The organism is Exiguobacterium sp. s140 (genome assembly GCF_018617035.1).
GTDB lineage: Bacteria > Bacillota > Bacilli > Exiguobacteriales > Exiguobacteriaceae > Exiguobacterium > Exiguobacterium profundum.
In genome coordinates this window covers 37,830-62,402 of sequence record NZ_JACSJK010000006.1, presented here as the reverse complement: position 1 = coordinate 62,402, position 24,573 = coordinate 37,830, and the positions used below count along the sequence as shown (strand labels likewise).

35 protein-coding genes are annotated in these 24,573 nt (G+C 46.9%); 24 read left to right on the top strand and 11 right to left on the bottom strand.

Features of this window, described 5'->3' with window-relative positions; genetic code table 11:
- Positions 1-121 precede the first annotated feature (121 nt).
- Positions 122-1,102, bottom strand: coding sequence for a LytTR family transcriptional regulator DNA-binding domain-containing protein (locus KNO61_RS17525; protein ID WP_214873904.1), 981 nt, complete (start codon positions 1,100-1,102; stop codon positions 122-124).
- Between the two features lie 136 nt (positions 1,103-1,238).
- On the opposite strand from KNO61_RS17525, the gene KNO61_RS16045 reads away from it, so the two are divergent.
- The 5 genes from KNO61_RS16045 to KNO61_RS16025 all read left to right on the top strand — a co-directional run bounded on the left by KNO61_RS16045 (position 1,239) and on the right by KNO61_RS16025 (position 3,949).
- Positions 1,239-1,616 (top strand): hypothetical protein, encoded by a 378-nt coding sequence (locus tag KNO61_RS16045; RefSeq protein WP_214873902.1) that lies wholly within the window; start codon positions 1,239-1,241, stop codon positions 1,614-1,616.
- A gap of 13 nt (positions 1,617-1,629) precedes the next feature.
- Positions 1,630-1,950, top strand: coding sequence for a nucleotide pyrophosphohydrolase (locus KNO61_RS16040; protein WP_214873900.1), 321 nt, complete (start codon positions 1,630-1,632; stop codon positions 1,948-1,950).
- Positions 1,947-2,144, top strand: coding sequence for a hypothetical protein (locus KNO61_RS16035; protein WP_214731853.1), 198 nt, complete (start codon positions 1,947-1,949; stop codon positions 2,142-2,144). Before KNO61_RS16040 ends, KNO61_RS16035 begins: the two co-directional genes overlap by 4 nt.
- A 9-nt stretch (positions 2,145-2,153) precedes the next feature.
- Positions 2,154-2,624 carry a hypothetical protein gene (locus KNO61_RS16030; RefSeq protein WP_214873897.1) on the top strand — a complete coding sequence of 157 codons (471 nt, stop codon included), beginning with the start codon at positions 2,154-2,156 and terminating at the stop codon, positions 2,622-2,624.
- Positions 2,625-2,755: 131 nt separating this feature from the next.
- On the top strand, positions 2,756-3,949 hold the full coding sequence (locus tag KNO61_RS16025) for an MFS transporter (protein ID WP_214731857.1): 1,194 nt from the start codon (positions 2,756-2,758) through the stop codon (positions 3,947-3,949).
- 19 nt (positions 3,950-3,968) lie between these two features.
- Here KNO61_RS16025 and KNO61_RS16020 read toward each other — a convergent pair whose 3' ends face one another.
- Positions 3,969-4,550 (bottom strand): cysteine hydrolase family protein, encoded by a 582-nt coding sequence (locus KNO61_RS16020; protein ID WP_214731859.1) that lies wholly within the window; start codon positions 4,548-4,550, stop codon positions 3,969-3,971.
- Between the two features lie 144 nt (positions 4,551-4,694).
- Between KNO61_RS16020 and KNO61_RS16015 the strand changes: the two genes are divergently transcribed.
- Both KNO61_RS16015 and KNO61_RS16010 read left to right on the top strand, forming a co-directional pair.
- The gene (locus KNO61_RS16015) at positions 4,695-5,117 is read left to right on the top strand and encodes an Lrp/AsnC family transcriptional regulator (protein ID WP_214873895.1); all 423 of its coding nucleotides are present in this window, start codon (positions 4,695-4,697) and stop codon (positions 5,115-5,117) included.
- Positions 5,118-5,230: 113 nt separating this feature from the next.
- Positions 5,231-5,695, top strand: coding sequence for a hypothetical protein (locus tag KNO61_RS16010; protein WP_214731863.1), 465 nt, complete (start codon positions 5,231-5,233; stop codon positions 5,693-5,695).
- Positions 5,696-5,701: 6 nt separating this feature from the next.
- Here KNO61_RS16010 and KNO61_RS16005 read toward each other — a convergent pair whose 3' ends face one another.
- Positions 5,702-5,926, bottom strand: coding sequence for a hypothetical protein (locus KNO61_RS16005; protein ID WP_074034783.1), 225 nt, complete (start codon positions 5,924-5,926; stop codon positions 5,702-5,704).
- Positions 5,927-6,086: 160 nt separating this feature from the next.
- On the opposite strand from KNO61_RS16005, the gene KNO61_RS16000 reads away from it, so the two are divergent.
- Positions 6,087-6,830, top strand: a complete 744-nt coding sequence (locus KNO61_RS16000; RefSeq protein WP_214873893.1) for a nucleotidyltransferase domain-containing protein — start codon at positions 6,087-6,089, stop codon at positions 6,828-6,830.
- Here the strand turns inward: KNO61_RS16000 and KNO61_RS15995 are convergent.
- Complete coding sequence (locus KNO61_RS15995) at positions 6,827-7,111, bottom strand: hypothetical protein (RefSeq protein WP_214873890.1); 285 nt, start codon at positions 7,109-7,111, stop codon at positions 6,827-6,829. The genes KNO61_RS16000 and KNO61_RS15995 overlap by 4 nt on opposite strands.
- 82 nt (positions 7,112-7,193) lie before the next feature.
- Between KNO61_RS15995 and KNO61_RS15990 the strand changes: the two genes are divergently transcribed.
- Complete coding sequence (locus KNO61_RS15990; RefSeq protein WP_214873888.1) at positions 7,194-8,225, top strand: flavin monoamine oxidase family protein; 1,032 nt, start codon at positions 7,194-7,196, stop codon at positions 8,223-8,225.
- 40 nt (positions 8,226-8,265) lie between these two features.
- On the opposite strand, the gene KNO61_RS15985 is transcribed toward KNO61_RS15990, so the two are convergent.
- Positions 8,266-8,697 (bottom strand): MarR family winged helix-turn-helix transcriptional regulator, encoded by a 432-nt coding sequence (locus tag KNO61_RS15985; RefSeq protein WP_074034775.1) that lies wholly within the window; start codon positions 8,695-8,697, stop codon positions 8,266-8,268.
- Between the two features lie 19 nt (positions 8,698-8,716).
- Positions 8,717-9,922, bottom strand: a complete 1,206-nt coding sequence (locus tag KNO61_RS15980; protein WP_214873885.1) for an MFS transporter — start codon at positions 9,920-9,922, stop codon at positions 8,717-8,719.
- 162 nt (positions 9,923-10,084) lie between these two features.
- Between KNO61_RS15980 and KNO61_RS15975 the strand changes: the two genes are divergently transcribed.
- From KNO61_RS15975 to KNO61_RS15920, 12 genes are all read left to right on the top strand, one after another.
- On the top strand, positions 10,085-10,543 hold the full coding sequence (locus KNO61_RS15975; protein WP_078146198.1) for a hypothetical protein: 459 nt from the start codon (positions 10,085-10,087) through the stop codon (positions 10,541-10,543).
- A gap of 9 nt (positions 10,544-10,552) precedes the next feature.
- Entirely contained in the window at positions 10,553-11,056 is a 504-nt protein-coding gene (locus KNO61_RS15970) for a hypothetical protein (protein WP_214873883.1), read from the top strand.
- Positions 11,053-11,538, top strand: a complete 486-nt coding sequence (locus KNO61_RS15965) for a hypothetical protein (protein ID WP_214873881.1) — start codon at positions 11,053-11,055, stop codon at positions 11,536-11,538. Before KNO61_RS15970 ends, KNO61_RS15965 begins: the two co-directional genes overlap by 4 nt.
- Positions 11,513-11,995: a hypothetical protein gene (locus tag KNO61_RS15960; protein ID WP_214758639.1), complete on the top strand. Its 483-nt coding sequence runs from the start codon at positions 11,513-11,515 to the stop codon at positions 11,993-11,995. Before KNO61_RS15965 ends, KNO61_RS15960 begins: the two co-directional genes overlap by 26 nt.
- 103 nt (positions 11,996-12,098) lie before the next feature.
- Positions 12,099-13,037, top strand: a complete 939-nt coding sequence (locus KNO61_RS15955; RefSeq protein ID WP_251026406.1) for a DMT family transporter — start codon at positions 12,099-12,101, stop codon at positions 13,035-13,037.
- Positions 13,038-13,049: 12 nt separating this feature from the next.
- On the top strand, positions 13,050-13,475 hold the full coding sequence (locus KNO61_RS15950) for a DMT family transporter (RefSeq protein ID WP_214873879.1): 426 nt from the start codon (positions 13,050-13,052) through the stop codon (positions 13,473-13,475).
- A 12-nt stretch (positions 13,476-13,487) separates the two neighbouring features.
- Positions 13,488-14,147: a Crp/Fnr family transcriptional regulator gene (locus KNO61_RS15945; RefSeq protein ID WP_214689485.1), complete on the top strand. Its 660-nt coding sequence runs from the start codon at positions 13,488-13,490 to the stop codon at positions 14,145-14,147.
- Positions 14,148-14,159: 12 nt separating this feature from the next.
- Complete coding sequence (locus tag KNO61_RS15940) at positions 14,160-14,633, top strand: DMT family transporter (RefSeq protein ID WP_214873877.1); 474 nt, start codon at positions 14,160-14,162, stop codon at positions 14,631-14,633.
- A gap of 522 nt (positions 14,634-15,155) precedes the next feature.
- Entirely contained in the window at positions 15,156-15,548 is a 393-nt protein-coding gene (locus KNO61_RS15935; protein ID WP_214873875.1) for a hypothetical protein, read from the top strand.
- A gap of 18 nt (positions 15,549-15,566) precedes the next feature.
- Entirely contained in the window at positions 15,567-16,361 is a 795-nt protein-coding gene (locus KNO61_RS15930) for an SMI1/KNR4 family protein (RefSeq protein ID WP_214873873.1), read from the top strand.
- A 58-nt stretch (positions 16,362-16,419) separates the two neighbouring features.
- Positions 16,420-16,902: a hypothetical protein gene (locus KNO61_RS15925; RefSeq protein WP_214685702.1), complete on the top strand. Its 483-nt coding sequence runs from the start codon at positions 16,420-16,422 to the stop codon at positions 16,900-16,902.
- Positions 16,902-17,366, top strand: a complete 465-nt coding sequence (locus KNO61_RS15920; protein ID WP_078146209.1) for a hypothetical protein — start codon at positions 16,902-16,904, stop codon at positions 17,364-17,366. The genes KNO61_RS15925 and KNO61_RS15920 overlap by 1 nt, the downstream gene beginning before the upstream one ends.
- Positions 17,367-17,487: 121 nt before the next feature.
- On the opposite strand, the gene KNO61_RS15915 is transcribed toward KNO61_RS15920, so the two are convergent.
- From KNO61_RS15915 to KNO61_RS15905, 3 genes are all read right to left on the bottom strand, one after another.
- Complete coding sequence (locus KNO61_RS15915; protein WP_214758651.1) at positions 17,488-18,216, bottom strand: AAA family ATPase; 729 nt, start codon at positions 18,214-18,216, stop codon at positions 17,488-17,490.
- A gap of 9 nt (positions 18,217-18,225) precedes the next feature.
- Entirely contained in the window at positions 18,226-18,951 is a 726-nt protein-coding gene (locus KNO61_RS15910; protein WP_214685708.1) for a hypothetical protein, read from the bottom strand.
- Between the two features lie 112 nt (positions 18,952-19,063).
- The gene (locus KNO61_RS15905; protein ID WP_214873871.1) at positions 19,064-20,560 is read right to left on the bottom strand and encodes a phytoene desaturase family protein; all 1,497 of its coding nucleotides are present in this window, start codon (positions 20,558-20,560) and stop codon (positions 19,064-19,066) included.
- A 186-nt stretch (positions 20,561-20,746) separates the two neighbouring features.
- Here KNO61_RS15905 and KNO61_RS15900 point away from each other — a divergent pair, with 186 nt between their 5' ends.
- Positions 20,747-21,130, top strand: a complete 384-nt coding sequence (locus tag KNO61_RS15900; protein ID WP_078146213.1) for a hypothetical protein — start codon at positions 20,747-20,749, stop codon at positions 21,128-21,130.
- A gap of 31 nt (positions 21,131-21,161) precedes the next feature.
- On the opposite strand, the gene KNO61_RS15895 is transcribed toward KNO61_RS15900, so the two are convergent.
- Complete coding sequence (locus KNO61_RS15895; RefSeq protein ID WP_078146214.1) at positions 21,162-21,770, bottom strand: TetR/AcrR family transcriptional regulator; 609 nt, start codon at positions 21,768-21,770, stop codon at positions 21,162-21,164.
- 171 nt (positions 21,771-21,941) lie between these two features.
- Between KNO61_RS15895 and KNO61_RS15890 the strand changes: the two genes are divergently transcribed.
- Together KNO61_RS15890 and KNO61_RS15885 are read left to right on the top strand one after the other, a co-directional pair.
- Positions 21,942-22,670, top strand: a complete 729-nt coding sequence (locus KNO61_RS15890; RefSeq protein WP_078146215.1) for an ABC transporter ATP-binding protein — start codon at positions 21,942-21,944, stop codon at positions 22,668-22,670.
- Positions 22,663-23,676: an ABC transporter permease gene (locus KNO61_RS15885; RefSeq protein WP_078146216.1), complete on the top strand. Its 1,014-nt coding sequence runs from the start codon at positions 22,663-22,665 to the stop codon at positions 23,674-23,676. Before KNO61_RS15890 ends, KNO61_RS15885 begins: the two co-directional genes overlap by 8 nt.
- A gap of 197 nt (positions 23,677-23,873) precedes the next feature.
- Here the strand turns inward: KNO61_RS15885 and KNO61_RS15880 are convergent, their stop codons facing one another.
- Positions 23,874-24,497: a glucosaminidase domain-containing protein gene (locus KNO61_RS15880; protein ID WP_235439581.1), complete on the bottom strand. Its 624-nt coding sequence runs from the start codon at positions 24,495-24,497 to the stop codon at positions 23,874-23,876.
- Positions 24,498-24,573 lie beyond the last annotated feature (76 nt).

The window sequence follows — 24,573 nt, the reverse complement described above, 5'->3', positions numbered from 1 at the left end:
TCCTCGTCGATGTCGTCTTGCTTGCCTCTATCGTATAAGGAATAGGGGAAGACCGCACTGAAATGGCGATAAATGGCGCTTATCATGAGGTGAACGAAGCGATATGAACTATGAATGGAGACTATTTGAGACCCATCATCGTCTTCAATTCTGCCATTTTTGTCTTGGATAACGGAATCGTTGTCTTCTCTGAATCATCCAAGACAAGACTGAAGCTATTTTTCGTATAGGTGATGACTTCGCGCACACGTTGTAAGTTCACAAGATATGACCGATGGCAGCGGAAGAAACCATACGGGGTCAAACGCGTCTCGAGCTCGTTCATCGTGAAGACGCTCGGGAACTGATCCGATTGACTATGTAGAATCGACTGGCCGTCCTGACTTTCGATGAAGTCGATTTCAGGAGGATCGAGTAAGATGATTTTTTCGTTCACTTTCGTTGGAATCTTCTCGAAACGGACGTGGATAATCTCAGATGAAATTTTCGAATCACCTGCATCTTCCGGTTCCACATCTAACAGGCGCAAGTGACGATGATCAATCCGATAAACGGTCGATGTCATGAAGAGCGCACTCTCCATGTTGCTCGTCAACACGAGGACGGCTTTTTGTCTCGACGTCAATGTCTGTAACGCATCGCGTAAAAGGTGGCGTGTCTCTTGGTCCACGTCTTGGTCGGGTTCTTCAAACACATACAGGTCACGGTCTTGGAGAAGCAGCGCGGCGTACTGCGTGCGTCTGACAAGGGAGCGATTGAGACGGTGGAGGCGGTGCTTGCGGTAAGTCGTGAGTTGGAGTTGCTGCATCACCGATTCGACTGATTCGGATGAATCATAAAGACGCTTGGTGAAGCGTAAAAACTCCTCGATGGTGAGCCGGTCGTATAAACCGTCCCGGATGGAGAAGAGGGACAGCGTTGAAGCGTGGTCGATGTTCCCGGTAAATGTCATGATTTCCTGACTGATGAGACCGAAGATGATTTCTCGGGAAATGACGCCACAGTGGATAGCCGCCAACTCACCTGGTTGGATCGTAAATGAAATGTTTTCGAGAATGAGTGTGTCTTGCTGGCGTACCGAGACGTTTTGGAAAGTAAGCACCGAATCCCTCCCTTTTTAGTTGGAGTATAACATTTTACAGAGAAGGGCTTAAGAGGAAGATGAACACACATTAAAGTTACATCTTTTGGTAAAATAGAATGTAGGACGAATTAGTGAAGGGGAGTGACTCTATTCAATGGATAAGCAATTTGAAGAGATGCAAACACGTATGTTCGAGTTAGAATCTCAAGTTGAAATGCTTCAATCCCTTCTACTTCGAGTGATTGAGCAAGATTCAACACTACATAATCAGTTAAAAACTGAATTAGAATATGTCTTATTAAAGCATGACTTTCCGATCGAAAAGAGACATGATGTTTCATTTTTTCTGATTCGACTCGAGAAGGCGTATAAGTTTGAAAACAAAATACCGACGCTGATTTCATTTCATGAGGAATTGAAACAAGTTCTTGAATTAGAGGAGTTATCAGAAGAGGTTTCCATTCGATTGATTCAAGAGTATGTAAGACGTGGAATTTTTACTGTGGGGAACATGATTAAATATGAAAAGTGAGGATGTGGAGTATATGAACGAAGTACAACGATTAATGGATGAGGTTATTAAATTCCGAGATGAGCGCGACTGGGCGTTCCATCATAACCCGAAAGACTTGGCACTTTCCTTGTCGCTCGAGGCGAGTGAGTTACTTGAAGTATTTCAGTGGATCTCGAGTGAAGAAGCGCTTGAGACGAAAAAGATGGAGATGGAAGAGGAGCTTGCTGACGTGTTGATTTACGCGTTGACGTTCGCTCACGCTGCTGGAATCGATGTCTCGAAAGCAATTGAAGACAAGCTCGTGAAAAACTCAGTGAAGTATCCGGTTTTGAGTGCAGAAGATTCACGATGAAATCCAATCATCGATTGTTATTCGTCATGTATCTTGGAGCAGGCATATTGAGTTTGGCTCTCTTTCTTGCGATTCCTTTGTTCTACATAGAACGTTCGAACTGGATGAACGTCATGTTTCCGCTACTAACAATCATTTGGTTTGCGAATGCGTTGGTACACTGGAAACAGATGACACGAAAAGTCATGTCGTGAGGTGAGTGGATGAGTGAAACGAAACAGCGCTTCAACCATATGTATGCATCTGCAAAACGCTCGACCCGTCTTGCGATTCAAGTAGGGCTCTTGATTGTCTTCAGTGGTGTTCTGTTTTACTGGAACGATGATCAACGGTTAGCCGAAATGACTTGGTTCATCATCTTATTTCCGGTCACAGCTTGTATCAAGCTTGTGTTTCAGACAAATGTTCTATTAACATTTAACGAAAGCGTGCGATATCGACGGCTTGTCTGGTATAAGTTTGCTATGGGTTTTGGAATGATTGTACTATTTACACTCTTGAGTATGATGATTTTATTTAGAGAAGGTTACGCTTCGGGATTGCTGTTAGCTTGTAGTCTCGTTTTATTTGGTATCGTCGCATCCGAGAGCCTTGACCGCAAATTGAAGCAAGTCGATGCATGTCATGTGACGTATCGACTATATAGTCGGGGGAAAGTTGGTCATTTAGATTAAAGACACTCGAAACATATTGGATAAGGAGAATACCATGTACCATTACTTGAACGACATATAACCTTGCATACGTGGACCGCCCTCTGATTTGTCTGTCATGACATCGACAAATCAAATGAGGAGCGGATAAAATGAATCGAAATGTATTGGTTTTGTTAGTAGTGCGTGTTATCGCAAATTTTGCGGACAGTTTTTATTTTTTGGCATCGGTCTGGTACGTCAAAGAGACAACGGATGCTTCATTTTGGATAGGCGTCACTACGTTTGCGGCGATGATACCCGTTGTATTCCAAGTGTTTTATGGACCACTCATTGATCGTTATTCAAAAAAGAAATTGTTGCTTGTGGCCATGGCGATCCAAGCGATGGTCTTGATTGTTCTGGCGAGTTTATATGCGTTTGGTGAGTTAAGCGTTGGGTTTGTCATCGCAGGATTGTTCATCGCGACGCTGGCGAGCGAGCTGAGTTATCCTACAGAATATGCACTTGTTCCGTCACTCGTGCGAGAATCGGACTTACAGAAAGTGAACGCATGGTTCACGTTCACGCATCATAGTCTCGATTTGTTGTGTAATGCGATTGCGGGATTTTTGCTAGCGCTTATTGGTGTCGGTCTCATGTATATGAGTAATGCAGTTCTATACCTCTTTTTATTTGCGGTCATCGGCTTCTTCCTTCGAATCAATGAGACGGTGACTCGTACATCAGAGGATGTGACGTATCTGACTGATTTGAAAGTCGGGTTTCGATATGTTTGGAAACTCGGTTCGTTCCGAACGTTGATTGTTGTGTTCACGTGTCTCAACTTCATGGTTTCGATTTCACTTGGTGTACTCCCGATTCTCGCTACGACTGAGGAAATGTATGGTTTGTGGCTTGCCGCGATTTCGGTCGGGACGTTACTCGGGAGCGGTTTGTCCACTCGCTACGGCAATCGCTCATTACGTTGGAGTTTCGTTTTTGCGACAGGAATCGGTGGGCTTGCTTGGTGTGTATCGGCAATTTGGTTGAATCGAAACGTTAGTGTGACATTGATCAGTTTTGGGATAGCTTGGATTGCAATCGGCATGATGGGCATTCAGTTTCAGACACTTCTTCAACGTCAAATTCAATCTGAATACTTGGGGCGGACGTTGACGGTCGTATATGCGCTTCAAGGAATGTTGGCACCTTTCGGCTATTTGTTTGGCGGGATGTTCGCGGACTGGCTCAACCCTATTCTACTTTATCTGATTGGAGCGTTGACGTTACTCGTTTCAAGTGTGTACTTTAGAAAAAGTTCCTTTCTCACATCTCATGCCACCCTTCAAGATCAAGCAGGATGACATCAAAAAAGTACAGCCTTCATGAGAAGGGCTGTACTTCTTTTTGTTGAATGAATTGGAGTATTGTTTCCGTCGTTTGAATCGATGCAAATTCTTCATTTAGACTAGCGAGCGACACATCATGGATGACCTCTGCAGGGATCCATGTCCCGCTGATCGATTGTCGGTCGAACGTTGCCGTCGCATCGGAGACAACAATCGGATTGAATCCCAAGTTTCCTGCCATCCGTGCGGTCGTCTCGACACAATGGTTCGTGATTAATCCGGTGATGACAATCTGTGTCGCACCAAGTGATTCGAGTCGTTCCTGTAAGTCTGTTCCGATGAAGGCGCTATTCACCTGTTTCGTTAAGATGACATCTTGTTCACGAGGTTGAATGAAGTCTTGGAACAAATGACCATCTTTTTTGAAATAGAAGAGTGAGGTCGGAACGTTCGTGACATGTTGGACATAGATGATTGGTTGATCATGATGTTCCCACGCTTCAATCAACCGTGCGATATTCTCTTCGCATTTTGGATTGTTGTGGTTTCCCCAGATTGGATCATGAAAGGCTTGTTGGACATCGATGATGAGTAATGGAACGACTGTCGTTTGCATGTTGACTCCCCCTTGAATTGGTTACTTCAAGTGTATGCAACGGAGGAATATAGATACATAGAGGTTTGACGGAAGTTTCAGCGAATGACTTAAGAGAGAACGGATTATGTACCGTTTCACTTTATTTTGAAAGGTGAATGCCAAATGGATGAAATAGACCGCCATATTCTTGAATTGATGCAACAACAAGCCCGGATCTCGATGACCGAATTAGGACGACAAATTGGATTGTCTACGCCTGCTGCGACAGAACGGGTGAAGCGACTCGAAGAACGTGGAGTCATCACAGGCTATCGGGCTGTCATCAATCCTGAAAAGATGGACAAACACGTGATCGCCTTTATTCTTTATGACACCCATCGTTGTGAGGCGTTCCGTGAATTTTGTCGTCAACAGCCGTCCGTGATCGAATGTCATCGCTTAGCCGGGCAGTACAGTTACCTCGTCAAAGTGGTAACGGAAAACGTGCGCACATTAGAGACGTTCATCGACGAATCGATGGAATACGGTCGTCCCTCATCTTTGATAAATCTATCTTCACCAGTATCATTCAGACCCGTTTTATGAAAGCGATGGAGTGACTTTTAACAGTGAGAGTGATTGCGAGCTAGTAAAAGAGAATAGATGAAATTTTTTCAGTACAAATTGATTTTTAATCAAATGAAAAGGAGGGGGACACGATGTCGCACGATCAGCGTTTACGAGAAATAACTAAGGCTCGCCTACTTACGAACCGTATTAATGTCACGTTATCGCTCATTCTTTTGTTAGGGGGATGGATGATGTGGTGGTTTGAAGAGTTCTCTCTCATTCAAGTTCTCTTGGGAATCCTTTTACTCATTCCATCTCTTTTGATGGTTCATATGTGGAGACGTACCCGAATGTTGCTTCGTTTCAATGAAGCGATGGAATATCAACGTATAGTTTGGTCGGAGTTCATTCTTGCGCTGGTTGTCGTCTGCATATTGATCGGAATTGCAACTACGATCATCCTAACCGAATCATTTAGCTTATCGACTGTTCCACTCCTGGTCATGTTCGTCACGGCCCTGATGTCTAGACACGTTGATCAGCGGATGAAGCAAATTGACCCGGAACATGTGACGTACGCAAATCTTGCTCGACATAAGACGAAACGCAGCTAACCGAAGTCAGCTGCGTTTTGTGTTCGAATCTAATTGTTGTTCGATGTGGTCGAGACGTTCGATTAATACTTGTATCTGCTTCGAACGTTCACGTTCCATAAAGAGTTGCTCGTCTGCTCGTTTCTCAGAACGTGCCACGACATTACGAATCCACAAAATACCGATGATTAGTACAACGATTGGCAAAATCGTGAAGATGAGTCCGAATAATGAGACCATGATGACGTTCATATACACATACCTCCCTTTCTACGTCTTCATTATACTTCCAAATATAACCTGTTTGAAAGGGGGAACCGTGGTATTTCAAATCCGACATGCATAAACTAAAAAAAAAAGGAGTTCGATACATCATGACGTTTACTACATTTCAACGAGTCGGTACGTATCTATGAAACGGCCGACCCGACTTGGTACGGACGATGCGGGTTATGTCATCAACCAGACGTCCATCCGTCATGTGCAGCCTGAGTTTGAAAGTGTCCTTTTCAAAGCAATCGAATTGGTGAAAGAAGCATTCGATGAACAGCTACACAGCATATATCTTTATGGAAGCATCGGTCGCGGGACAGCTGTTGCTGGGCAATCGGATCTAGATTTGACGGTGCTCGTGCATGAGGATGTCGATACGACAGAATTGGTGGAGCAGACGGAGCGATTGCTAACGCAACATCCGGAAGTCATTAAAATCGATTATGACATCGGGCGTCTCGATGTGGCACTGGATCCGGCGAATCGTTTTGAATGGGGCTTTTGGCTAAGACATCTTTGTACATGTGTGGACGGGGAAGATGTCTCGATTCAATTCTCGCGCATGAAGCCGGATGTTCGTGTGAGTGAGGCGTTGAACCAGGACTTGATTTCTTCAATTAAAGCAGCCAAGTCGAAATTGCTTCGTGGACAGATGTCTCATCTGGAGAAACGCTCCATCGTGAAGCGCGTCATCCGAGGTTGGTATTTAACGATCAACGTGAAGGACGAGAGTTTTGCGACGACTGTAGAAGCGAGCTTGGCGATTCTACAACTCTATTTCCCGGAAGATCAGCGAGTAGCGCAAGGAGAAGCGCTGTTGAGACAAGATGAAATCACAAATCAACAGCTTCTAGACTATTTGAATGAAATAGATTGGATTTAACGATGTCGCTCCTCGATTGGGATATATCCGTTCGGTCGTCTTCGCTTCACGTCTGTGTCAAAGAAGAAATAAGGGACATATAAAGCGCTTGATACGTACATAATGATGACAAATTCGATTGCGGTCGACCATTGAATGAGGTCGAATAAAAATAGAGACCATATGGGATATGAAACGAGACACATCGCCACAGTCATCCGACCCTTAGTTTGAATAAAACGGTACAAAATGCGCATCAATACGATATAAGGGAAGAATAGATAATAGAACATATTTTTCAATTGATGTCGTCCTTTCTTGCATATATAAAACCATCTAACTCAGTATAATCGAGGAGAGACGGACGACAAAGGAGAATTTACAATGAGATCAATCGCCATCATTGGAGCTGGTATCAGCGGATTTTATGCTGCGATCCAACTTCATCAAAAGGGATATGACGTCACAATCTTTGAGGCACGTGATCGTATGGGTGGTCGTATCTTGACGAAGGACGGTTATGACCTCGGACCGACATGGTATTGGCCGGATACGGAGAAGACCATCTCTAAACTCGTGGATACACTCGGACTCGAGTCATTTGTTCAACATACGACAGGACACATGGTGCTCGAACGTCAAACGACGACCGCACCGGAACGACATGTGTTACCGGAAGAAAGCATCGTCTTATCCAAGCGTCTAGTCGGTGGGATGACGAGTCTGGTGGAAGCTCTGCATGCGAAGTTGCCCGATGACATCGTTCGGCTTGGGCATCGCCTGACCTCGATCGAGCGACAGTCGGACCGAGTCCAACTGACGTTTCAAAATGGTTCGGTGCATCACACGGACGACGTGATCCTCGCGATTCCACCTCGTCTCGTTGCGGATGTAGCGATTGAACCGAGTCTGTCAGCACAAACGCGAAAAGCGCTTAAAACGACTCCCACGTGGATGGCGTCCCAAGCGAAGGCGCTCATCGTATACGAGACACCGTTCTGGCGAGAAGAAGGGTTGTCTGGTTTTGGGATGAGCTGGGTCGGTCCACTTCAAGAGATTCATGACGCTTCTCTGAAAGATGGACCAGGTGCGCTGTTCGGATTTTTCCGTCTGTCACCGGGAGAACGGGAAGCGTTAGGAGAAGGACAAGTAAAGACGCGCGTCATCGAACAACTGGAGAAGCTGTATGGTCCGAAAGCGAATGACTTCTTGCGATTTCATTATATGGACTGGTCGACAGAATCAGAGACAGCGACATCTGACGACTTCCTGCCGCTCACGGCATTCCCGGCTTACGGTCCGATTGAGCTCGGAGACCGTCTCCATTTGATTGGTTCGGAGACGGATGCGCAGTTCGGGGGACATATCGAAGGGGCATTGCGGTCGGCGAATCGAATCGTACAAGGGTTGGTATAAAGAAAAAGACAAATCGTCCGACTAGCGGCGATTTGTCTTTTTATTTGAATTTCTGAATCATCAACGCGAGCGAACGGTTGATCATCTTCATCTCGTCATCCTCAAGGACGGAGAACATCTCTTCAGCGAGGCGCTCTTCAATCGCATCGATTTGTTTCGAGTACGCAAGGCCGTTCGGACCGAGCCGGATGAAACTTTCCCGAAGGTTCTCGGGATTCTTTTCCCGCATGACGAAATCGCGTTGCTCGAGCACTTTGAGCACTTGACTGACAGCACTTTTGGAGATGGACATCTTCGTCGCAATCTCTGTCGTCGTCCATGTCTCTTGACGTTTGAAGAGAAGCAACATCTGTTCTTGTTGATAGCTCAGCTCGAACTCGTTCAGTTCCGTGAAATATTTCGTGAACAGCAAGTCGAGCTCATCGATTTGGCGATACATCGTGAGGACTTGTTGCTTTCGTGTTTCATTCAACGTGTCATTCATCCTTTCTTTACGGTGTCCGCCGGAACGTTTCGCTCCGTAGATATAAGAGGACACCACACACTAATCCGATTATACCAAATGCCAATAAGAGCGTTTGAATCGGCACGGACAAGGCAACAAGCACCGATAGGATGGCGAACGCAATCGGTTCAAGGCCTGAGGCGGCGAGCGACATGATGCTCATGACACGGCCGATTTTGTCAGAGTCGCTTTGTTCCTGCATGATGGTGACCGTCGGCAAGTAGACGAGCATGATCATAAACCCGCTCATAGAAGCCGCGATCGCGAGAAGCGGAATCGATTGGACTTGCGTGTAGAGGAAGAAGGCGCCGAGTGTCAGGAATAGGGCGCGGAAGACGAAGCGTCCACGATGAACCGACCGTAACAATAGAATCAGGAAGCTTGCAACAAATGTCCCGACAGCGAGCCCGCCTTCGATGATACTCAAATCAAATGCTGTCCCTCCGACTGAACCAACGAGAATCGGGATACTCATGATGAGTGGTCCCATGACGAACAAGTTGACGATGGCAATGGCGAACGTCCCACTACGTAACACAGGTGTTTGCGATACGTAACGAATGCCCTCTTTCAAATCAAGGAGTACATCTTTCGCTGAGAGTGGAGCGACCTCGGGAATATTGTCTTGAATCAGACGTGGCATGATCAAAATCGCGGAGAGGAAAATCAATGCAGCCGACGTGCCGAAACTGAGACCAAAACTTCCCCACGTCAGTAGGATCCCTGCAAGGAACGGACCGATGACGAACATCAACTCGAGCGACCCTTGGAAAAGGGAGTTCGCCCGTTGCAACTGTTGACCTGATACGATTGAAGGCATAAGTGATGACAGTGCCGGGTAAGACATGCCATCTAAAAGACCAAATAATACGGAGATGATCAAGAGGGCTGTCACCGAATACGCATCAGCAAAATGGAGCGAGACGACAATTAACATCAACACGCCTTGTCCGATATTCGTTAAGCATAACAAGCGACTCTTTTGGAATCGATCAGCGAACACACCGCCGAATACCATCATGACGACACGCGGCAACGAGACCGCCGTCAAGATAATCCCGAGGAGTGCCGGTTGCTTCAACACGTCGATCGTCAACCATGAGACGCTCAAGAAGAAAATCGAAAACCCGAGCGTGAGCGTCATTCCGGATAACCAAGTGAATACGAACCGAGTATTCTTCAATAAATTCATATTAATAACCTCTTACTTCCATTCTTCAACATATAGTTAAGTTAACTAAACTATACGGCGAGAAATTCATTTCGTCAAGAAGCATGACTTTGGTACGAAAATGTAAAATAACGGAACTTTTCTCGTGTTTATCCCGTATAGTGGAAGAAGAGGTGAATCAAGATGAACAAACAAGAACGGATTAATACGATTTATCGTTATCAACAGCGTTGGCTCTTTTGGAGAATGGGACTGGCAGGTCTGACTGGGATGTTCGTCTTTCTTGCACTGCAATCTGACGGTGCGTCAAAGTATATCGTTCCATTAGGGGTCACATTAGCAGGCATGTTGTTCGCCATCGGACGAGAACGTCGCTTCGTCAGAAAGTTGACCAGTGTGGAACAAGCCAAGCGCATCATCGATTGGCAATATGTATCGGAAATGGGACTCCTCGTCTTGTTGGCGATTCTCTTCCCATTAATCGTCCTAATCAATTGGCCGGCATGGTCGCTTTTCATTGTCTTCTTAGGCGGGGTCATCTTATTGCAAGTCGCACAGAGAATGCTCGACCGACAGATGCCGAAGTATGACGAAGAACAGCCGATGCGCCGCGAAATCAAACTCGACTTCGTGAAAGACTGAGGTGATACCGTGGACAAAGCAGAGCGATTTGAAAGAATTGAACAGTTTGAGAAACGATATACTCGTCTCAACATCATCGTGAGCGTAATCATGCTAGGCGTATCCATCTATTTTCTTTCGACATGGAGTCCGTATAGCATTCTTTTACCCGGTGTCGCACTTCTCTATACGACATGGCTTGAATGGAACAAGATGAAACTGCAGCAATCCTTCAACGAATCGACACGCTATCATCGATTGTTGCGGATTGATTTTACTGTCATGTTGATGGGTTTGATCTGGTTCATGATTTTGATTGGGTTGCATTTCAACGGAATCGATATCTTACCGTGGATGAGTTGGACGCTCCTGATTGGCGGACCGTGTCTCATATTGATTCCACTTTGGATTGATCGAAAACAGTCCGAGTTTGATGAGCACCACGTCACATCAGGCGAGTGGACCCGGGCAAACCGGGAACGTTTGAAACATACATTAGATGATATTTCAAGGAAAGGTCGTAAGCAGTCATGACAAAGAAAGAACGGATTCAAGTAATCGGAGGATATCGGCAGTCACGAGAAACCCTCCACCTTTGGCTCACGGGAGCCCTTATTTTTTGTAACAGTTTTGTGCTCGGTTTTGATACATGGTGGATATGGGGGATCGGTTCGGTCCTCACGGCTGTCCTACTCATAGGGCTGACGATCAAAGAAGGACGTGTCTTACAGATTTTCACGGTGGGTCGAGGCATCCTACTGACAAAACGCTTATATCGCCTCTATTCCTACTGGATTGGAGCGGTCACAGCAGCGATTCTTTTCAGTCGTCTCCAGATTGCACCTGTCGCATGGGTCATCTTCGGTCTAGGCATCGTCATGTTAGCATGGACGCACGATCAGACCGTGCAACAATTGCGACAAGCCGACCCGGAGCAACCAACACGAGATGAGGTGACAAAGCATTACCGCTCGTATGAAAGGAGTACATATGCTGACGAAAGAAAAGCGAATTGAACAATTGCTGGAGCAGGATGACAGTCATTGGCGTTGGGGGTGGGGCGTCGTCATCGCGACGGTCGTGATGACGCTCGTGATTGCCACACAGTCCAAACTCTACGCTCCACTCCTCGTCTTCATCAGTTTTTTCCCGTATCTCTGTTTCGAGTGGCGGAAGACAAAACTGCTCCTGACCTTTAACGAGAATGCGCGGTATCAACGTCTGGTGTATACAGACTTTGGCATCCAGTGGCTCTGCTTCGTGTTGACCATCTGCTTGTTGGCTGCCTATTATGCCGACTCGTTGTCTCCCATCATTGCCATTGCCGGGCTGTTCGGAATCGGTGTGATGTCGATTCTGGCACCGTATGTCATCAATCGACACTTACACTCGCTCGATGCGCATCATGTACGAGGGAAAGAATTGCGTGAAGCGCGCGGTCAACGCTTCCGTGAGTCCAAAACGAACCCCTGAGAAGGGTTCGTTTTTTGTTTGAGGACATCGGTCCTTTTCTTCTTTTGTATAGAGGCGTAAGCTGACAATGTACACAGAACCAGTAGAATCGAGGAAGACATTCATGTTAGCTATTTTGATTGGATTGACGATTGGGATTTTATTGCCGATGCAGACGAGTGTCAACTCACGTTTGCGTCAGGTGGTCGGCTCCCCGTTCGTTGCATCTTTTTTATCGTTTACTGTCGGGACGATCTTTTTGTCTTTATTGCTCTTATTGACCGGACAGTCATTCGGATTTGACGGCTCGGTGATTCAGGAAGGTCCGGGTTGGATGTGGATTGGCGGACTGTTAGGGGTCTTGTTCTTAACGGGAAATATTTTGCTGTTCCCAAGACTCGGGAGTGTCCAGACGGTCATCATGCCGATTTTTGGACAGATTTTGATGGGGTTGTTGATTGACCATTTCGGTTGGTTCAATTCTGTCGAACACCCAATTACGGTGCTTCGTTTGTTCGGAGTCGTGCTCGTCTTGTTCGGAGTCATCGGAACGGTCGCTTTATCCGACTGGCTCAATCGCCGAAGGGGCAAGCTGGTCGTCTCCATGGAAACGGACACGGGGAATCTGAACCTGTGGCGACTGTTTGGGATTTTCACTGGGATGATGAGTGCCACGCAAACGGCCATTAACGGCTATTTGGGAACAGTGCTCGAATCGGCTCTGAAAGGGGCATTGGTCTCTTTCGTTGTCGGAACATTGGCGCTCTTACTCATTTTACTCGTCTCACGCCAACCCGTTCCGCTCGGTCAACTGAAAGGTCAACCGTGGTGGATTTGGCTCGGTGGGATCATTGGGGCGCTCTTCATCGGAGGAAACGTCCTCATCGTACCGATTGTCGGGACAGGGATCGCTGTCATCATCGTCATCGTCGGACTGTTATGCGGAAGTTTACTGATTGACCGTTTCGGTTGGTTCGGCGCGAAGAAGAACCCGGTCACCGGGGTACAACTCGTCAGTCTGATTGTCATGGTCATTGGAATTGTATTGATTCGTTTATCTTAAGGGGGGAGAACGATGCGGGGAGTATTATTTGCAGTCAGCGGAGGCTTCTTTCTAACGTTACAAAGTGTTGCGAATGCTCGAATCAGTTCACAGATTGGGACGTGGCAAGCGGCGACGTTGACACAATTCACTGGATTCGTCGTCGCACTTCTCGTCATGCTGGTGCTTCGGGACCGCACGTATGTCGAGATGCGGCACGTGAAGCCGCTCTATTTATCTGGCGGAGCATTTGCGGCGATTATCTTATTTAGTAATATGACGGCCGTCCAAGAGCTCGGGGTCACGATGACAATCTCGTTGTTTCTCATCGCGCAACTGGCGCTCGCGCTCGTCATCGATTGGCGAGGATGGTTCGGAATGGTGCGACGGAAGTTGAACGGGGCTCAGTTGATTGGTGTGTTCATGATGATTGCGGGGGTCATCTTATTAAAATGGTAGAGGGAAACGTGCATGGTTGACGCGTATGTGAAGCAATTTGAATTGACTGTCTTACCAGAAGAAGCGCAGAACGAATTGCAGCTCGTTCGATACGAGCCAGGAGACGTCATCTGTACGCAAGGTGATGAAGCAGGGCATCTCCGCTTCTTAGTGAAGGGGAAGATTCGTGTCTCCCATACTTCTGCTACCGGCAAGCGCCTCGTCCTCTCCTTCAAATATCCGCTCGATTTGATCGGGGACATCGAATATATTCAACGGACCCCGTTTTTGAATACGGTCGAGGCGGTCACAGAAGTCGAGATGCTCGCCATCCGATTCGAGGATTTAGTACGTCACGCGCACGGAGAAGTCGCCTGGTTACACTATTTATTGGAAGAAATCACGCGAAAATTTGAACGGAAATCACAATCGCTCAGCTTCAATCTGTTCTATCCCGTGGAAGTGCGCTTGGCGAGTTATCTGTTATCGATGACGCCGAATGACCAAACACTTGGCTCGACGGTCGACCAATTGACGGATATCGCTGATTTGATTGGGACGAGTTATCGTCATGTGAATCGGACGCTCCGGCGTTTCGTTGAGGCAGGATTGATTGAACGAAATCGGCGGGTAATCACGCTCGTCGATCGGGAAGGTTTGTTGGAGATTGTCGGGGAGAGCATTTATGAATAGGAGGGGAGACATATGGCGATTGGCATGATGCTTGCTGTCATCGGTGGGATGCTCGTCTGTGTGCAAAACACGTTTAACGCCAACGTCAAGAAGCGTGTCGGAGCATGGGCGACGACGACGCTCGTTCTCTGTCTTGGATTTTTAGCATCGCTACTCATTGGGTTGTTTCAAGAAGGTGGTGGCTTGTTCCGAGTAGATGAGATGGAGACATGGTACTGGTTCAGCGGAATCCTCGGCGTCGGGGTCGTCATGAGTGTGACGCAAGGGGTTGAGCGCCTCGGGCCGAGTTACGCGATCTCAATCGTTATGGTGTCTCAAATCTTATTCGCGCTCCTCTGGGATACGTTAGGGTGGTTCGGATTGACGGCCGTCCCGTTCACATGGAAAACGGTCGTCGGGATTATGTTAATCGTTGGTGGGGTGCTCGTATTTCAATTGAGTGGAAAGGTAAAACCAACTCGCGCGTCGATGAATCGAGCGAGTTAAATGTTAAAAAGAAGTTCCACGTTTTGAACAAGTTTGTCCATGCTGCTGTCGATTCAGTTGAGTATGACAGATCGGGTCCATCACCGTTGACTTCTATTCCGTTGATTGACCAGATGTAACCAAAACTTTTGACTCATTAGGAAAAAAAGGATAAAAAGAACAATTTGACCGAATCTTTTTTTGAAAAGATATGTATAATTTAGAAGAACAGGATAGAAGGGGGTAATGATATGCAACAAGTGATGGACATGGGATGGACAATTCTAAACTTAGGGTTGTTGACGATGATTGGAATCTTTTTATTCCGACTCCTTCGCCGGCATTCAAATTAATCAGCATCTGACAATCGTCAGATGCTTTTTCCTTTTTAATGGGAAAACCTCGAAAGTTTGCTTATAGATTGTTAAGATATAGATATCGATAAATTGGATGATTTTTACTTTTGGAGGTGTGTAAGGTGTTACGTGAAGAACGAATGGAATACTTGTACGACAAAGCATGGACTAAAAAGGTCCGCTACTAGTGATCATCATCGGTGTAGTGACAGCGCTTTGGCTATTGTTCAATGATTCCAGAATGAGCCTATCCCTGTTCATCTTTTGTGCGGCGATGCTCATGCCGCTTCTGGTGGCAACATGGCATAAAATCCAGTTGTTTTTACAGTTCAATGACTCATCCACGTACCAGCGCTTTATTTATCTAAAAGGCATGATTCAGTTTATTCTCTTGATTGGTGTCATATCGATGGTGGCGCTCTATGCACTGAAGTACATATCGCTTGATACATTGAGCCTTGGCTGTGCGATGCTGATTGCGGGTTGCCTCATTCTCGAGACATGGGTCGACTGGAAGATTCTAAAGATTGATGATGAGCATGTGGTCGAGAGTTTGTTGGGACTCGTGAACTGGAAATAAAAAGGGGTGTAGGGTTGAGTGATTGTCTGGACTGATGAAATTGACCATACGAATACATTGCCGGATTTGACAAAAGAAATCCTGAGAGATGTCGAGTCACGTCTCGGCGTGAAGTTACCGGAAAGTTATATCGAATTGATTCGAACACAGAATGGGGGATTTATCGAGCAGCGTGAGCTACCTGTGATCCTAAACGGACTAGACGATACGATTGTGATTGACTTCATCATGGGCATGAGTTTACAAGAAGGACTAGTTGAATCAAAAAACCTTTTGAAAGAGTGGGGCGTTGAGGATGAACGTCTGATTGCATTCACGGGCGATGGACACTATTTCCTCATGTTCGATTATCGCGATGGGGTGACTCCTAAGATTGCGTTATTAGATACGACGGTTGAAAAAATCGATGTGCTATTTGATTCGTTTGATCAATTCAATGAAGCGTTAAGTGTCAGCGAGACCGATTCATTTGTGGGATTAAGTGAAGGGGAGACGCTGTTAGATTATGCACAAAATCTACTATACAGTGAAGTGACGAGTGAAAAAACATTTGGTGCGAACATTTGGTTAAATTCACTAGACGTTCTCGATGTTAAAGAGTTGGTCGTGGAGCTTCTCACATGGATGGATGACGATACATTGCGCGAGACAGCAATTTCTACGATTCAAAACACCATCATTTCACGTCGTTTGCGCCAGAAAGAGTTGATTGAGGCATTTTTCAGTTCGTTATTGAAACGTGATGATGCATACAGTAAGCAGTGCTATGAAGAGACGACATACATCCTAGAGAATGGGATTGAGCCGGATTGAAACTTAATCTTGGAACGATTCGTAAATATGATTAACGAAAACACATGAGGGGGATTCGATGGTAGACCATGAAGTCAGACTAGAACAGATGTTGAAAGATGATGAAAAACGAAAGAAGCAATTGACCCTTCCGTTGATTGGGGCCATCGTCTTGACCTTCTTCTATATATGGACGACGAACGTCTTCTTGTTGTATGCTATGATTTTTTTCGGACAATTTCCTGCCTTATATAAATCATGGCACCGCAAGAAGTTATTACTGTCATTTAACGAAGACAAACGGTATCAACAACTCGTGCGATCTGAATTTTTATTGGGTCTTACCTCGCCATTACTTGTTCTCATACTGATTACCAGTGCGGAGCTTGAGTGGATTTCATTGTTCACTTTCGTTATCATTGCATTTATTGGAATCATAGTTCTGTTGATTCTCAGTTTTCCAATCGACCGCAAGCTAAAAGAAATCGATTCGTTACACGTGACGGGTGTTGAACTCGGTCATGTCCAGCTGCAACGGAAAAAACGAAAAAGTGAAGCGTGATGAATAAACAAGAACGCCTCCCCAAAATGGTGAAACAGGATCTCGATTCGCGAGGGGTCAGCGCGATATTTGGCATCATCGGTCTGTTTCTCCTTCTCGTTGTTTCGGTCATAAGAGGTATCACGGTGACGACGGTTGCCTTCTCTTTCCTCGTGACCCAACTGCCGATGCTCTATCAAGCATGGCGACGGATGGAGTTGTTACGTACATTTAACGAAGACGAGGAATACCAACGTCTCGTTCGTCGAGAATTTCAAATCATCGTCGCCATGTTTGGATCACTTGGTGTATTTACTTTCCTCACGTGGTTCGTATTGGATTCGATGCAGGAACTACTCGGTGTCGCATTGATTGGCATCATTCCGCTCCTCATCTTGTACGTGTCGATGGACCGGAAACTACGTGAAGCGGACCCGGAGCACGTGACGAATCGGGAATTACGACGCGCACATCGTGAACAATAAAACTCAGCCCTGACACACGTCAGGGCTGAGTTTTATTATGAGAACATGGAAATGAGAAAGCCGCAGACGACCATGCCGATTGTATAGAATGTGAACCGGTATCGTTCCCAAAACGATTCATTCATCGTGTCACCGCTACATCGTCAAGCGGCGTGTCAACCATCCGAACGAACGCTTCGTCCGGGTCGGTCGTTCCAGACTCGTCGAGCCAGTCTTGGAAGTCCCCTTCATACAAAACGCGTCCACCATGCAGGAAGATGACATGGGCATCAAGTTGAACCAAGTCATGTAACTGATGTGTGGAGATGAGACATGTCTTGCCCTCATCGACGAGTCGTTGCAGGCGGCGCATGATTTGAATGCGGGACGCCGGGTCGACCCCGCTCGTCGGCTCATCAAATAAATAGAGAGAACGTTTGATTGAAGATAAGAGCGTCACGAAGAGCCATTTCTTCTCCCCGACCGACATCTTCCCAAGCTTCATCGTCCATAGATGTTCGAACAGTTCTTGTTCGCGAGAAGTTGAAAGGTTATTCATATACGATTCGAGTTTCTTGAAGTCGGGACGTTGCGACAGACGTCCGATGAAATAGGCGAAGTCTTTCCCCGTCAACTCATGATGGTTGTACATGAGTTGTGTCAAATAGAGCATGTCCGTCGTCGGAACGAGTTCGAGTGATGTCTTGTCGACCGGAAGTGCCCCGGTCATACAATCAAACAGGGTCGTCTTCCCAGCACCATTTTGTCCAATCAAAACGTTCAGTTTATTCGATTGCAGTGTGAACGAGACATCATCGAGAACAGGACGTGCCGCTTTCGGATAGCGATAAGTGAGTTGGTTTACGTGCATAAGAACCTCCTAGCGTGTGATGAGTGAGACGAGACTGAAGCGTTTCAACGCAATCGCGCCGATGATGAAATACCCAAGTACAGAGAGGCCTGTCGCCCATACTCCGAACGAGAGCTCGACTTGAGTCGTCAGATGCAGCAACCCGAGCGCGAATTCGTGAAGCGCGTAGAACGGGTTGAGGAAGCTGAACCATTGATCAGGTGACTTGATCGCCAGTAAAAAGAGTGGGAACATCAGTATGTTCGCGAACGTCCCGAGACTCGATACTTTCACTGGAAGTGTCGTGATGGCGACACTGGCAACCGCGAACGGGATACTGCCAATCAATACGAGTAGAGACGTTGCAATCAACTTGAACGAAAAGAACCCGTGTACGAGCGTGACGACCGTTGTGAATAAAGTTAAGCTGATGGAGGCGAATAAGAGTTGCGCCAAGATGACGGCGATGACATATGTCAGTTTGTTGCCTGAGATCATCACGTACGTTTTCATCAGTCCGTATTCACGCATACGAGCGAGTTCGATGCCGACACCGTTCACATATGTAGCAAGAATAATATACACCCAGAAATAAGAGAGCCCTGGGTAGTATTCCGCTGTCGTTGCTTGGCGAATATCTGAAGATGACTGCGTCAAGGCGATTATGAGTGGGATTAAGAATGTCCAGATGAATGGAATCTTATCCGTGACGACAACTTTGGCATACATAAAGAAATAACTTGTGATTTGATGCATCCTGTTCCTCCGCTTGTCTATTTGATTGTTTGTATCGTTGCACAATATACGGAAGGTTATTGGAAAAAGTTTCAAAAAAATAATCCCTCATTGAACATGAGGGATAAAAGAATCACTTCACTTTGTCACGTTTCGCAATCTTGTCGCTCACTTGCTGACCGCTCAACGTCACCATCGGCATGCCACCGCCCGGATTGACGGTTCCCCCGACAAAGTAGAGGTTATGATAGAGTTCGCTCTGCTTCTTATGCTTGAAGCCACCGTTCCGATTCTTGTCGGCGACCGTTCCATAAATGGCACCTCGGTCCGATCCGTACGTCCGCTCGATATCATGAGGCGTCCATACGTCACGCGTCACCGTATGTTCACGCAAACCATCGAGACCCATTCGTTCCAATTTGTCGAGTACACGTTCTTCAAAAGTGGCGTACTCTTCTTCCGTGAACGGCACATTCTGAATATACGGAATGTGTGGCAAGATTTTGATGTTCTCATGTCCTGGTGGCGCTTGGGTCGGGTCGGTCTTGTTGACGTTGACGAGGTAAATCGTCGGGTCGTCCGGAAGTTCATGTTTCTCAAAAATTTTATCCATCTGTTCATGCAAATTTTCGGAGAAGAAGAAGTTATGGTGCGCGAGTTGAGGATAGGCTTTCTTCACCCCGAGATGGAGGACGAATCCGGAGCTCGCCGGTTCATATTTATCGACGAGTTTGTCGACGTACTGTTTGTCCGCGTCGACCATCTTCTGATAGAACGGGATGACTTCCATGTTCGAGACGAAATAATCAGCGGAACGAAGACGTCCGTCTTCGAGCTCGATGGCGGTCACTTTCTCATTCACCGTATGTGCACGAACCACGCCTTCTCCGGTATGTAGCTTCACACCGATCTCTTCGGCGAGCTTCGTCAAGCCTTCCGCGAGCTTATGGGTGCCGCCTTCGACATACCAACAGCCTTGGGCATATTGCATGTAAATCATCATATTGAGGACGGCCGGTGCGTTATACGGAGACGACCCGACATATTTGACGTAATACGACAGCATATCACGAAGATGTGGATTGCTGATGCGCTTCTTGATGGCGCTATACATCGTCGACGTCAAATCGAATCCGAATAGGGTCGGGAAGATGCCCGTTTTCATGACGGCTTCTAATGGGGATTCAAACCCTTCGGCCAAGTATCCCTTCTCGGTCGTCTTATAGATGCGCGCTGCGTAATTCAGCAGTTCACGATATTCCTGCATGTCTTTTCGAGAGAGGGAAGGGTTTGCCCGCTGCATCTGTTCGAGGTCATGGTAAAGGTCGAGGACGGTATCGTCCGGGAAGAACGAGCGCCATTCGAGCTCAAGCCGCTGGATGGATACATAGTCTTCCATCCGTTTCCCACTTCCACGGAACAGTTTGTCGAAGATGTGAGGCATCGTTAAAATCGAGGGCCCGAGGTCGAAGCCGAATCCGTCTTGTTCGAGACGATTCACTTTCCCGCCGATGTGATCGTTCTTTTCATAGAGTGAGACGTCGTAACCTTTTTGAGCGAGTGAGATGGCCGCTGACAAGCCGCCGAGCCCTCCGCCGATGACGATGACCGACTTTTCCACTGATGGCATATATTCGCCGCCTTTCCGAAGTGTTATTTTCAAAAAACAGAATGAGTGCTACCTCTTCTATTCCCGTTTCCAAATGAAACGAACATGCTTTTACGGATTTGCCACATCCACAAAGATGTCATCCCTGAACCGACAAAAGTTATGTATAGTAAGGGAACAGAGACTGAACGAAAGTAGGAATCTAAGATGATCGTAAAAACAATCACGCTTCACTTTGCGAACGGCGATGAAATCACGATCCCGTTTGATGAGATTGAATCGTGTCGAATGCATGATATTCAAGACGGGATGCGTGTTGCGGCGGATGGACAATTGATCAAAGAAAAAGTGATGCATGGACTCGACCTCGTATTGAAGGATTCGGCGAATCAATTGGAATGGACTGGCGAGGGTGGACCGTTTGACCGCATCCTAGGTATGTCGGATTTACAACATCTCGCCTTCGAGTTTGAAGGGATGCGAGAAAAGTCATACCGCATCGCCTGGCATGATTTAGAGGCGGTGCAAAATGCTTACCAGACGACAACTGAAGAAAATGGGAACTTACACGTGCACGTTCGAGTTTCGTAAAAATAGCCTCTCGCAATATATGCGGGAGGCTTTATTCGTTTGACTTCACACCGCCGGCAACGAGTGGTCCTTCACAAGTGATCGTATAGATAATCCGGGCGATGTCTTCCGCTGTCTCTTCCGAAGACGGATTGTTCAACCACTCGTAGATGACGCCCATGTGCGCTGAAGACAGATAGGCGACGAGATATGGAGGTGGGACCATCATCTTATCCGGATTAAACAAGGTTACAGGCGAGCGCTGAAACAAGGCAGCTTGCATAAACTTTCGAAGTTTTGCCTGGAACGTCGGGTCTCCGTTCGGGCCGAGGAGTGGCTTCATGATGATTTGGTTGTCTTCGATGAAACGGATGAACGGAATGAGGTAATGATACGAGTTGTTGGTCCGTTCTTCTCCGAAGATGTGTGGCAACTGATGAATCAACTTCTGTTCAGCCTCTTCAAAGATCTCGTCGACGCATTTCTCCATCAACTCGAACTTATCCACATAGTGACTATAAAAGGTACCCCGATTGATGCCGGCCCGTTCAGTCAATTGCTTGACGGTGACGGCCTCAAATCCCTGCTCCTCAATAAGGCTGAAGAAGGCATCTTTGATCAACTTCTTCGTCCGGATGACGCGTAAATCGGTTTGTTCCATATTATTTCTCCTTTTCCTCAACACATTCATTGCATCTGTCGGAAAACCGACACGATGACCGATATTGACGATTGTTGCCAGAGTGAACGGGGTCTATACTGAACATATAAACCAACACGGTGTCGATTATCTTGAGTATACACGATGAGGCGCCGAAAAGGAGTGACAGAAATGAACATTCAACTGCAACGCGTCGACAAGTCATTCGGTGACCAACTCGCCATCGACAACATCGACTTCACCATCCCATCCGGAGAGATTTGCTGCTTGCTCGGACCATCTGGATCGGGGAAGACGACGCTCATCCGACTCATGATTGGCTCCCTTGCACCGGACAAAGGAAGTGTCCATATCGGCGAAACGAAGATGCCAAACATGGACATGCTCCAACAAATCGGATTTATGCCGCAGAACGATGGTTTGTACGAAGACTTGTCGGCCGAGGCGAACCTCGCCTTCTTCGGGTCGATTTATAAGTTAGAGAAAAAGGCGCTCCAAGAACGTATCACCGAAGTGCTCGACCTTGTCGATTTAACGAACGACCGGCATAAGCTCGTCCGCAATTTTTCAGGCGGGATGAAAAAACGTCTGTCACTAGCCATCGCCATCTTGCATAAGCCGGATGTGTTGTTTCTTGATGAACCGACGGTCGGAATTGACCCAATCTTACGTCGTCAAATCTGGGATCAGTTTCAGGTGATTCGGAGGGAAGGGACGACCATCATCGTCTCGACGCACGTCATGGATGAAGTGCTCGAGTGCGACCGTGCCGCGCTCGTCTACAACGGACGGTTGATCGCCTATGACCATGTGCAAGATTTGCTCGACCAGACCGAGAACGGTCGCGTCGAAGAACTGTTCTTGATTGCTGGAAAAGAGGAGGTGGGCGGTCATGCGTAACTTAGCGAAACGTGTCATCTTCCAAACGTTGAACGATAAACGAAGTGTGGCCTTGATCTTGATTGCACCGCTCCTCATTTTGACACTCGTCTACTTCTTACTCGGTGACTCGGATTACGTCCCGACTGTCGTTCTGGACGACAACGCACCCGAACAGCTCGTCGATGCGTTCGAAGACGAGACGCTCGAAGTGGAACAGGCCACGTTCGATGATCCAAAAGTATATATCGAAGACAATGAACATGTCGATGCCGTGTTTGAAATGAATCAAGAAGGAACGACCATCACGTTACGCGAACCTTCGACGAAGTCGTCGAAGGCGATTGGTGAGATTCAAGATGCGTTGGCGACGCTCAACCCTGCAGCTGAAATCGATACGTCATTCGTCTATGGGGAAGAGGACCAATCGACATTCGATTCGTTCGGCTTCGTCTTCCTATCCCTTTTCTCGTTCTTCTTCGTGTTCATCCTATCTGCGATGGCACTCGTCAAAGAACGGAGTGGCGGTACGCTCGAACGACTGTTGATGACTCCGATCAAACGAGGACAAGTCATTTTAGGATATACACTCGGGTACGGGATGTTTGCGGTCGTCCAGTCGATTTTCATCGTGCTCTATTCGATTTATGTGCTCGGTCTGTCTTCGCTCGGGAATATGGCGTGGGTCATGTTGACGATGCTACTCATGGCGGGTACGGCGGTGCTCTTCGGGGCGACCATCTCGGTGTTTGCCCGATCGGAACTACAAGTCGTACAGATGATTCCGTTCACCATCATCCCGCAAGTGTTCTTCTCGGGACTTATCCCGCTCGACTTGATTCCATATGGTCTCGGGAACTTGAGTTACATCATGCCAATCTTCTACGGAGCGACAGCGATCAAGGAAGTGATGGTCTACGGAAGTGGCTTCTCAGGAATCTGGGTGTATTTACTCGGTTTAATTTTCTATGCGGGGGTCTTGTATCTCTTGAACATGCGGGCGCTCGGGAAGTATCGGGGGCATTGAGTTATATAAACGTTAGCGAAGGCTGTGGTACTTATAGAGTGCCATGGCTTTTTGTTCATCCATAAAAAAGCACTCGGACCATTGTCCGAAATGCTCATTAGCGTTTGAGTAACAACATCACGCCGGTCACGAATAATGCGATTCCGCTCGCGAGTCTAACTTGTTTGCACGTCACGTTCTTTCACCCCTACATTTCCTCATCGTTTTGCTTTAGCGACACGTTTTGGTGTTTTCGACATTTCTTGATAAATCGAAAGAATCTCGGTCCCGTAATTTCCTTTCGGCTGCATGGCCCATTTTTGGTGAAGAGATGGCCACGTTTTCGCAGAGCCTCGCTTGACGAGATGGAAGCGTGGGTCGACTTGTTTCGTGTTCAGTGCATCGTTTGAAGCGTATGCTTTTAGATGCTGAATTTGAGCAGTCACCCCTTGTTGTGGGGAACGGAAAAAGTGACCTTTTACACCATTTCCAGTCGTCCCGATTCCAGAGTAGTTATGCTGCTTCGGAAGGACATCGCCACCGTAACGGAAATAACCGGTCTCTTTCAATGCTTGTGCGAATGCGACATCCCCACGAACACCTTCCTTAGCACCGATGATGACGAAGAGTTTCGCCAAATCTTCGACAGACGTTTTCGCGAGCCGGACATCACGAGGATTCTTCTTTTTTACGTAATCCGCCATTTGTTGCGGAGTTAAAGCCGATACTCCCATAATAGCACGATTCTGCTTCTTCGGGGCCGCCTCAACGATTGATGCGGTCGAGAGAAGAGAAGATGTGATCAGCAGAAATGCGATCATCAAGCTAAACACTTTTTTCATCATATGTACCCTCCTAAACGAATCCTATCCATTGAGAAATAATACCATATTAGGATTAAATTTTAATTTCAGATTT

What these genes read in the sequence shown, in the direction of transcription:
- KNO61_RS16045 (WP_214873902.1), top strand. Translation starts at nt 1,239, where the DNA reads ATGGATAAGCAATTTGAAGAGATGCAAACACGTATGTTCGAGTTAGAA.
- KNO61_RS16040 (WP_214873900.1), top strand. Translation starts at nt 1,630, where the DNA reads ATGAACGAAGTACAACGATTAATGGATGAGGTTATTAAATTCCGAGAT.
- KNO61_RS16035 (WP_214731853.1), top strand. Translation starts at nt 1,947, where the DNA reads ATGAAATCCAATCATCGATTGTTATTCGTCATGTATCTTGGAGCAGGC.
- KNO61_RS16030 (WP_214873897.1), top strand. Translation starts at nt 2,154, where the DNA reads ATGAGTGAAACGAAACAGCGCTTCAACCATATGTATGCATCTGCAAAA.
- KNO61_RS16025 (WP_214731857.1), top strand. Translation starts at nt 2,756, where the DNA reads ATGAATCGAAATGTATTGGTTTTGTTAGTAGTGCGTGTTATCGCAAAT.
- KNO61_RS16020 (WP_214731859.1), bottom strand. Translation starts at nt 4,550, where the DNA reads ATGCAAACGACAGTCGTTCCATTACTCATCATCGATGTCCAACAAGCC.
- KNO61_RS16015 (WP_214873895.1), top strand. Translation starts at nt 4,695, where the DNA reads ATGGATGAAATAGACCGCCATATTCTTGAATTGATGCAACAACAAGCC.
- KNO61_RS16010 (WP_214731863.1), top strand. Translation starts at nt 5,231, where the DNA reads ATGTCGCACGATCAGCGTTTACGAGAAATAACTAAGGCTCGCCTACTT.
- KNO61_RS16005 (WP_074034783.1), bottom strand. Translation starts at nt 5,926, where the DNA reads ATGAACGTCATCATGGTCTCATTATTCGGACTCATCTTCACGATTTTG.
- KNO61_RS16000 (WP_214873893.1), top strand. Translation starts at nt 6,087, where the DNA reads ATGAAACGGCCGACCCGACTTGGTACGGACGATGCGGGTTATGTCATC.
- KNO61_RS15990 (WP_214873888.1), top strand. Translation starts at nt 7,194, where the DNA reads ATGAGATCAATCGCCATCATTGGAGCTGGTATCAGCGGATTTTATGCT.
- KNO61_RS15980 (WP_214873885.1), bottom strand. Translation starts at nt 9,922, where the DNA reads ATGAATTTATTGAAGAATACTCGGTTCGTATTCACTTGGTTATCCGGA.
- KNO61_RS15975 (WP_078146198.1), top strand. Translation starts at nt 10,085, where the DNA reads ATGAACAAACAAGAACGGATTAATACGATTTATCGTTATCAACAGCGT.
- KNO61_RS15965 (WP_214873881.1), top strand. Translation starts at nt 11,053, where the DNA reads ATGACAAAGAAAGAACGGATTCAAGTAATCGGAGGATATCGGCAGTCA.
- KNO61_RS15960 (WP_214758639.1), top strand. Translation starts at nt 11,513, where the DNA reads ATGCTGACGAAAGAAAAGCGAATTGAACAATTGCTGGAGCAGGATGAC.
- KNO61_RS15955 (WP_251026406.1), top strand. Translation starts at nt 12,099, where the DNA reads ATGTTAGCTATTTTGATTGGATTGACGATTGGGATTTTATTGCCGATG.
- KNO61_RS15950 (WP_214873879.1), top strand. Translation starts at nt 13,050, where the DNA reads ATGCGGGGAGTATTATTTGCAGTCAGCGGAGGCTTCTTTCTAACGTTA.
- KNO61_RS15945 (WP_214689485.1), top strand. Translation starts at nt 13,488, where the DNA reads ATGGTTGACGCGTATGTGAAGCAATTTGAATTGACTGTCTTACCAGAA.
- KNO61_RS15940 (WP_214873877.1), top strand. Translation starts at nt 14,160, where the DNA reads ATGGCGATTGGCATGATGCTTGCTGTCATCGGTGGGATGCTCGTCTGT.
- KNO61_RS15925 (WP_214685702.1), top strand. Translation starts at nt 16,420, where the DNA reads ATGGTAGACCATGAAGTCAGACTAGAACAGATGTTGAAAGATGATGAA.
- KNO61_RS15920 (WP_078146209.1), top strand. Translation starts at nt 16,902, where the DNA reads ATGAATAAACAAGAACGCCTCCCCAAAATGGTGAAACAGGATCTCGAT.
- KNO61_RS15915 (WP_214758651.1), bottom strand. Translation starts at nt 18,216, where the DNA reads ATGCACGTAAACCAACTCACTTATCGCTATCCGAAAGCGGCACGTCCT.
- KNO61_RS15910 (WP_214685708.1), bottom strand. Translation starts at nt 18,951, where the DNA reads ATGCATCAAATCACAAGTTATTTCTTTATGTATGCCAAAGTTGTCGTC.
- KNO61_RS15905 (WP_214873871.1), bottom strand. Translation starts at nt 20,560, where the DNA reads ATGCCATCAGTGGAAAAGTCGGTCATCGTCATCGGCGGAGGGCTCGGC.
- KNO61_RS15900 (WP_078146213.1), top strand. Translation starts at nt 20,747, where the DNA reads ATGATCGTAAAAACAATCACGCTTCACTTTGCGAACGGCGATGAAATC.
- KNO61_RS15895 (WP_078146214.1), bottom strand. Translation starts at nt 21,770, where the DNA reads ATGGAACAAACCGATTTACGCGTCATCCGGACGAAGAAGTTGATCAAA.
- KNO61_RS15890 (WP_078146215.1), top strand. Translation starts at nt 21,942, where the DNA reads ATGAACATTCAACTGCAACGCGTCGACAAGTCATTCGGTGACCAACTC.
- KNO61_RS15885 (WP_078146216.1), top strand. Translation starts at nt 22,663, where the DNA reads ATGCGTAACTTAGCGAAACGTGTCATCTTCCAAACGTTGAACGATAAA.
- KNO61_RS15880 (WP_235439581.1), bottom strand. Translation starts at nt 24,497, where the DNA reads ATGAAAAAAGTGTTTAGCTTGATGATCGCATTTCTGCTGATCACATCT.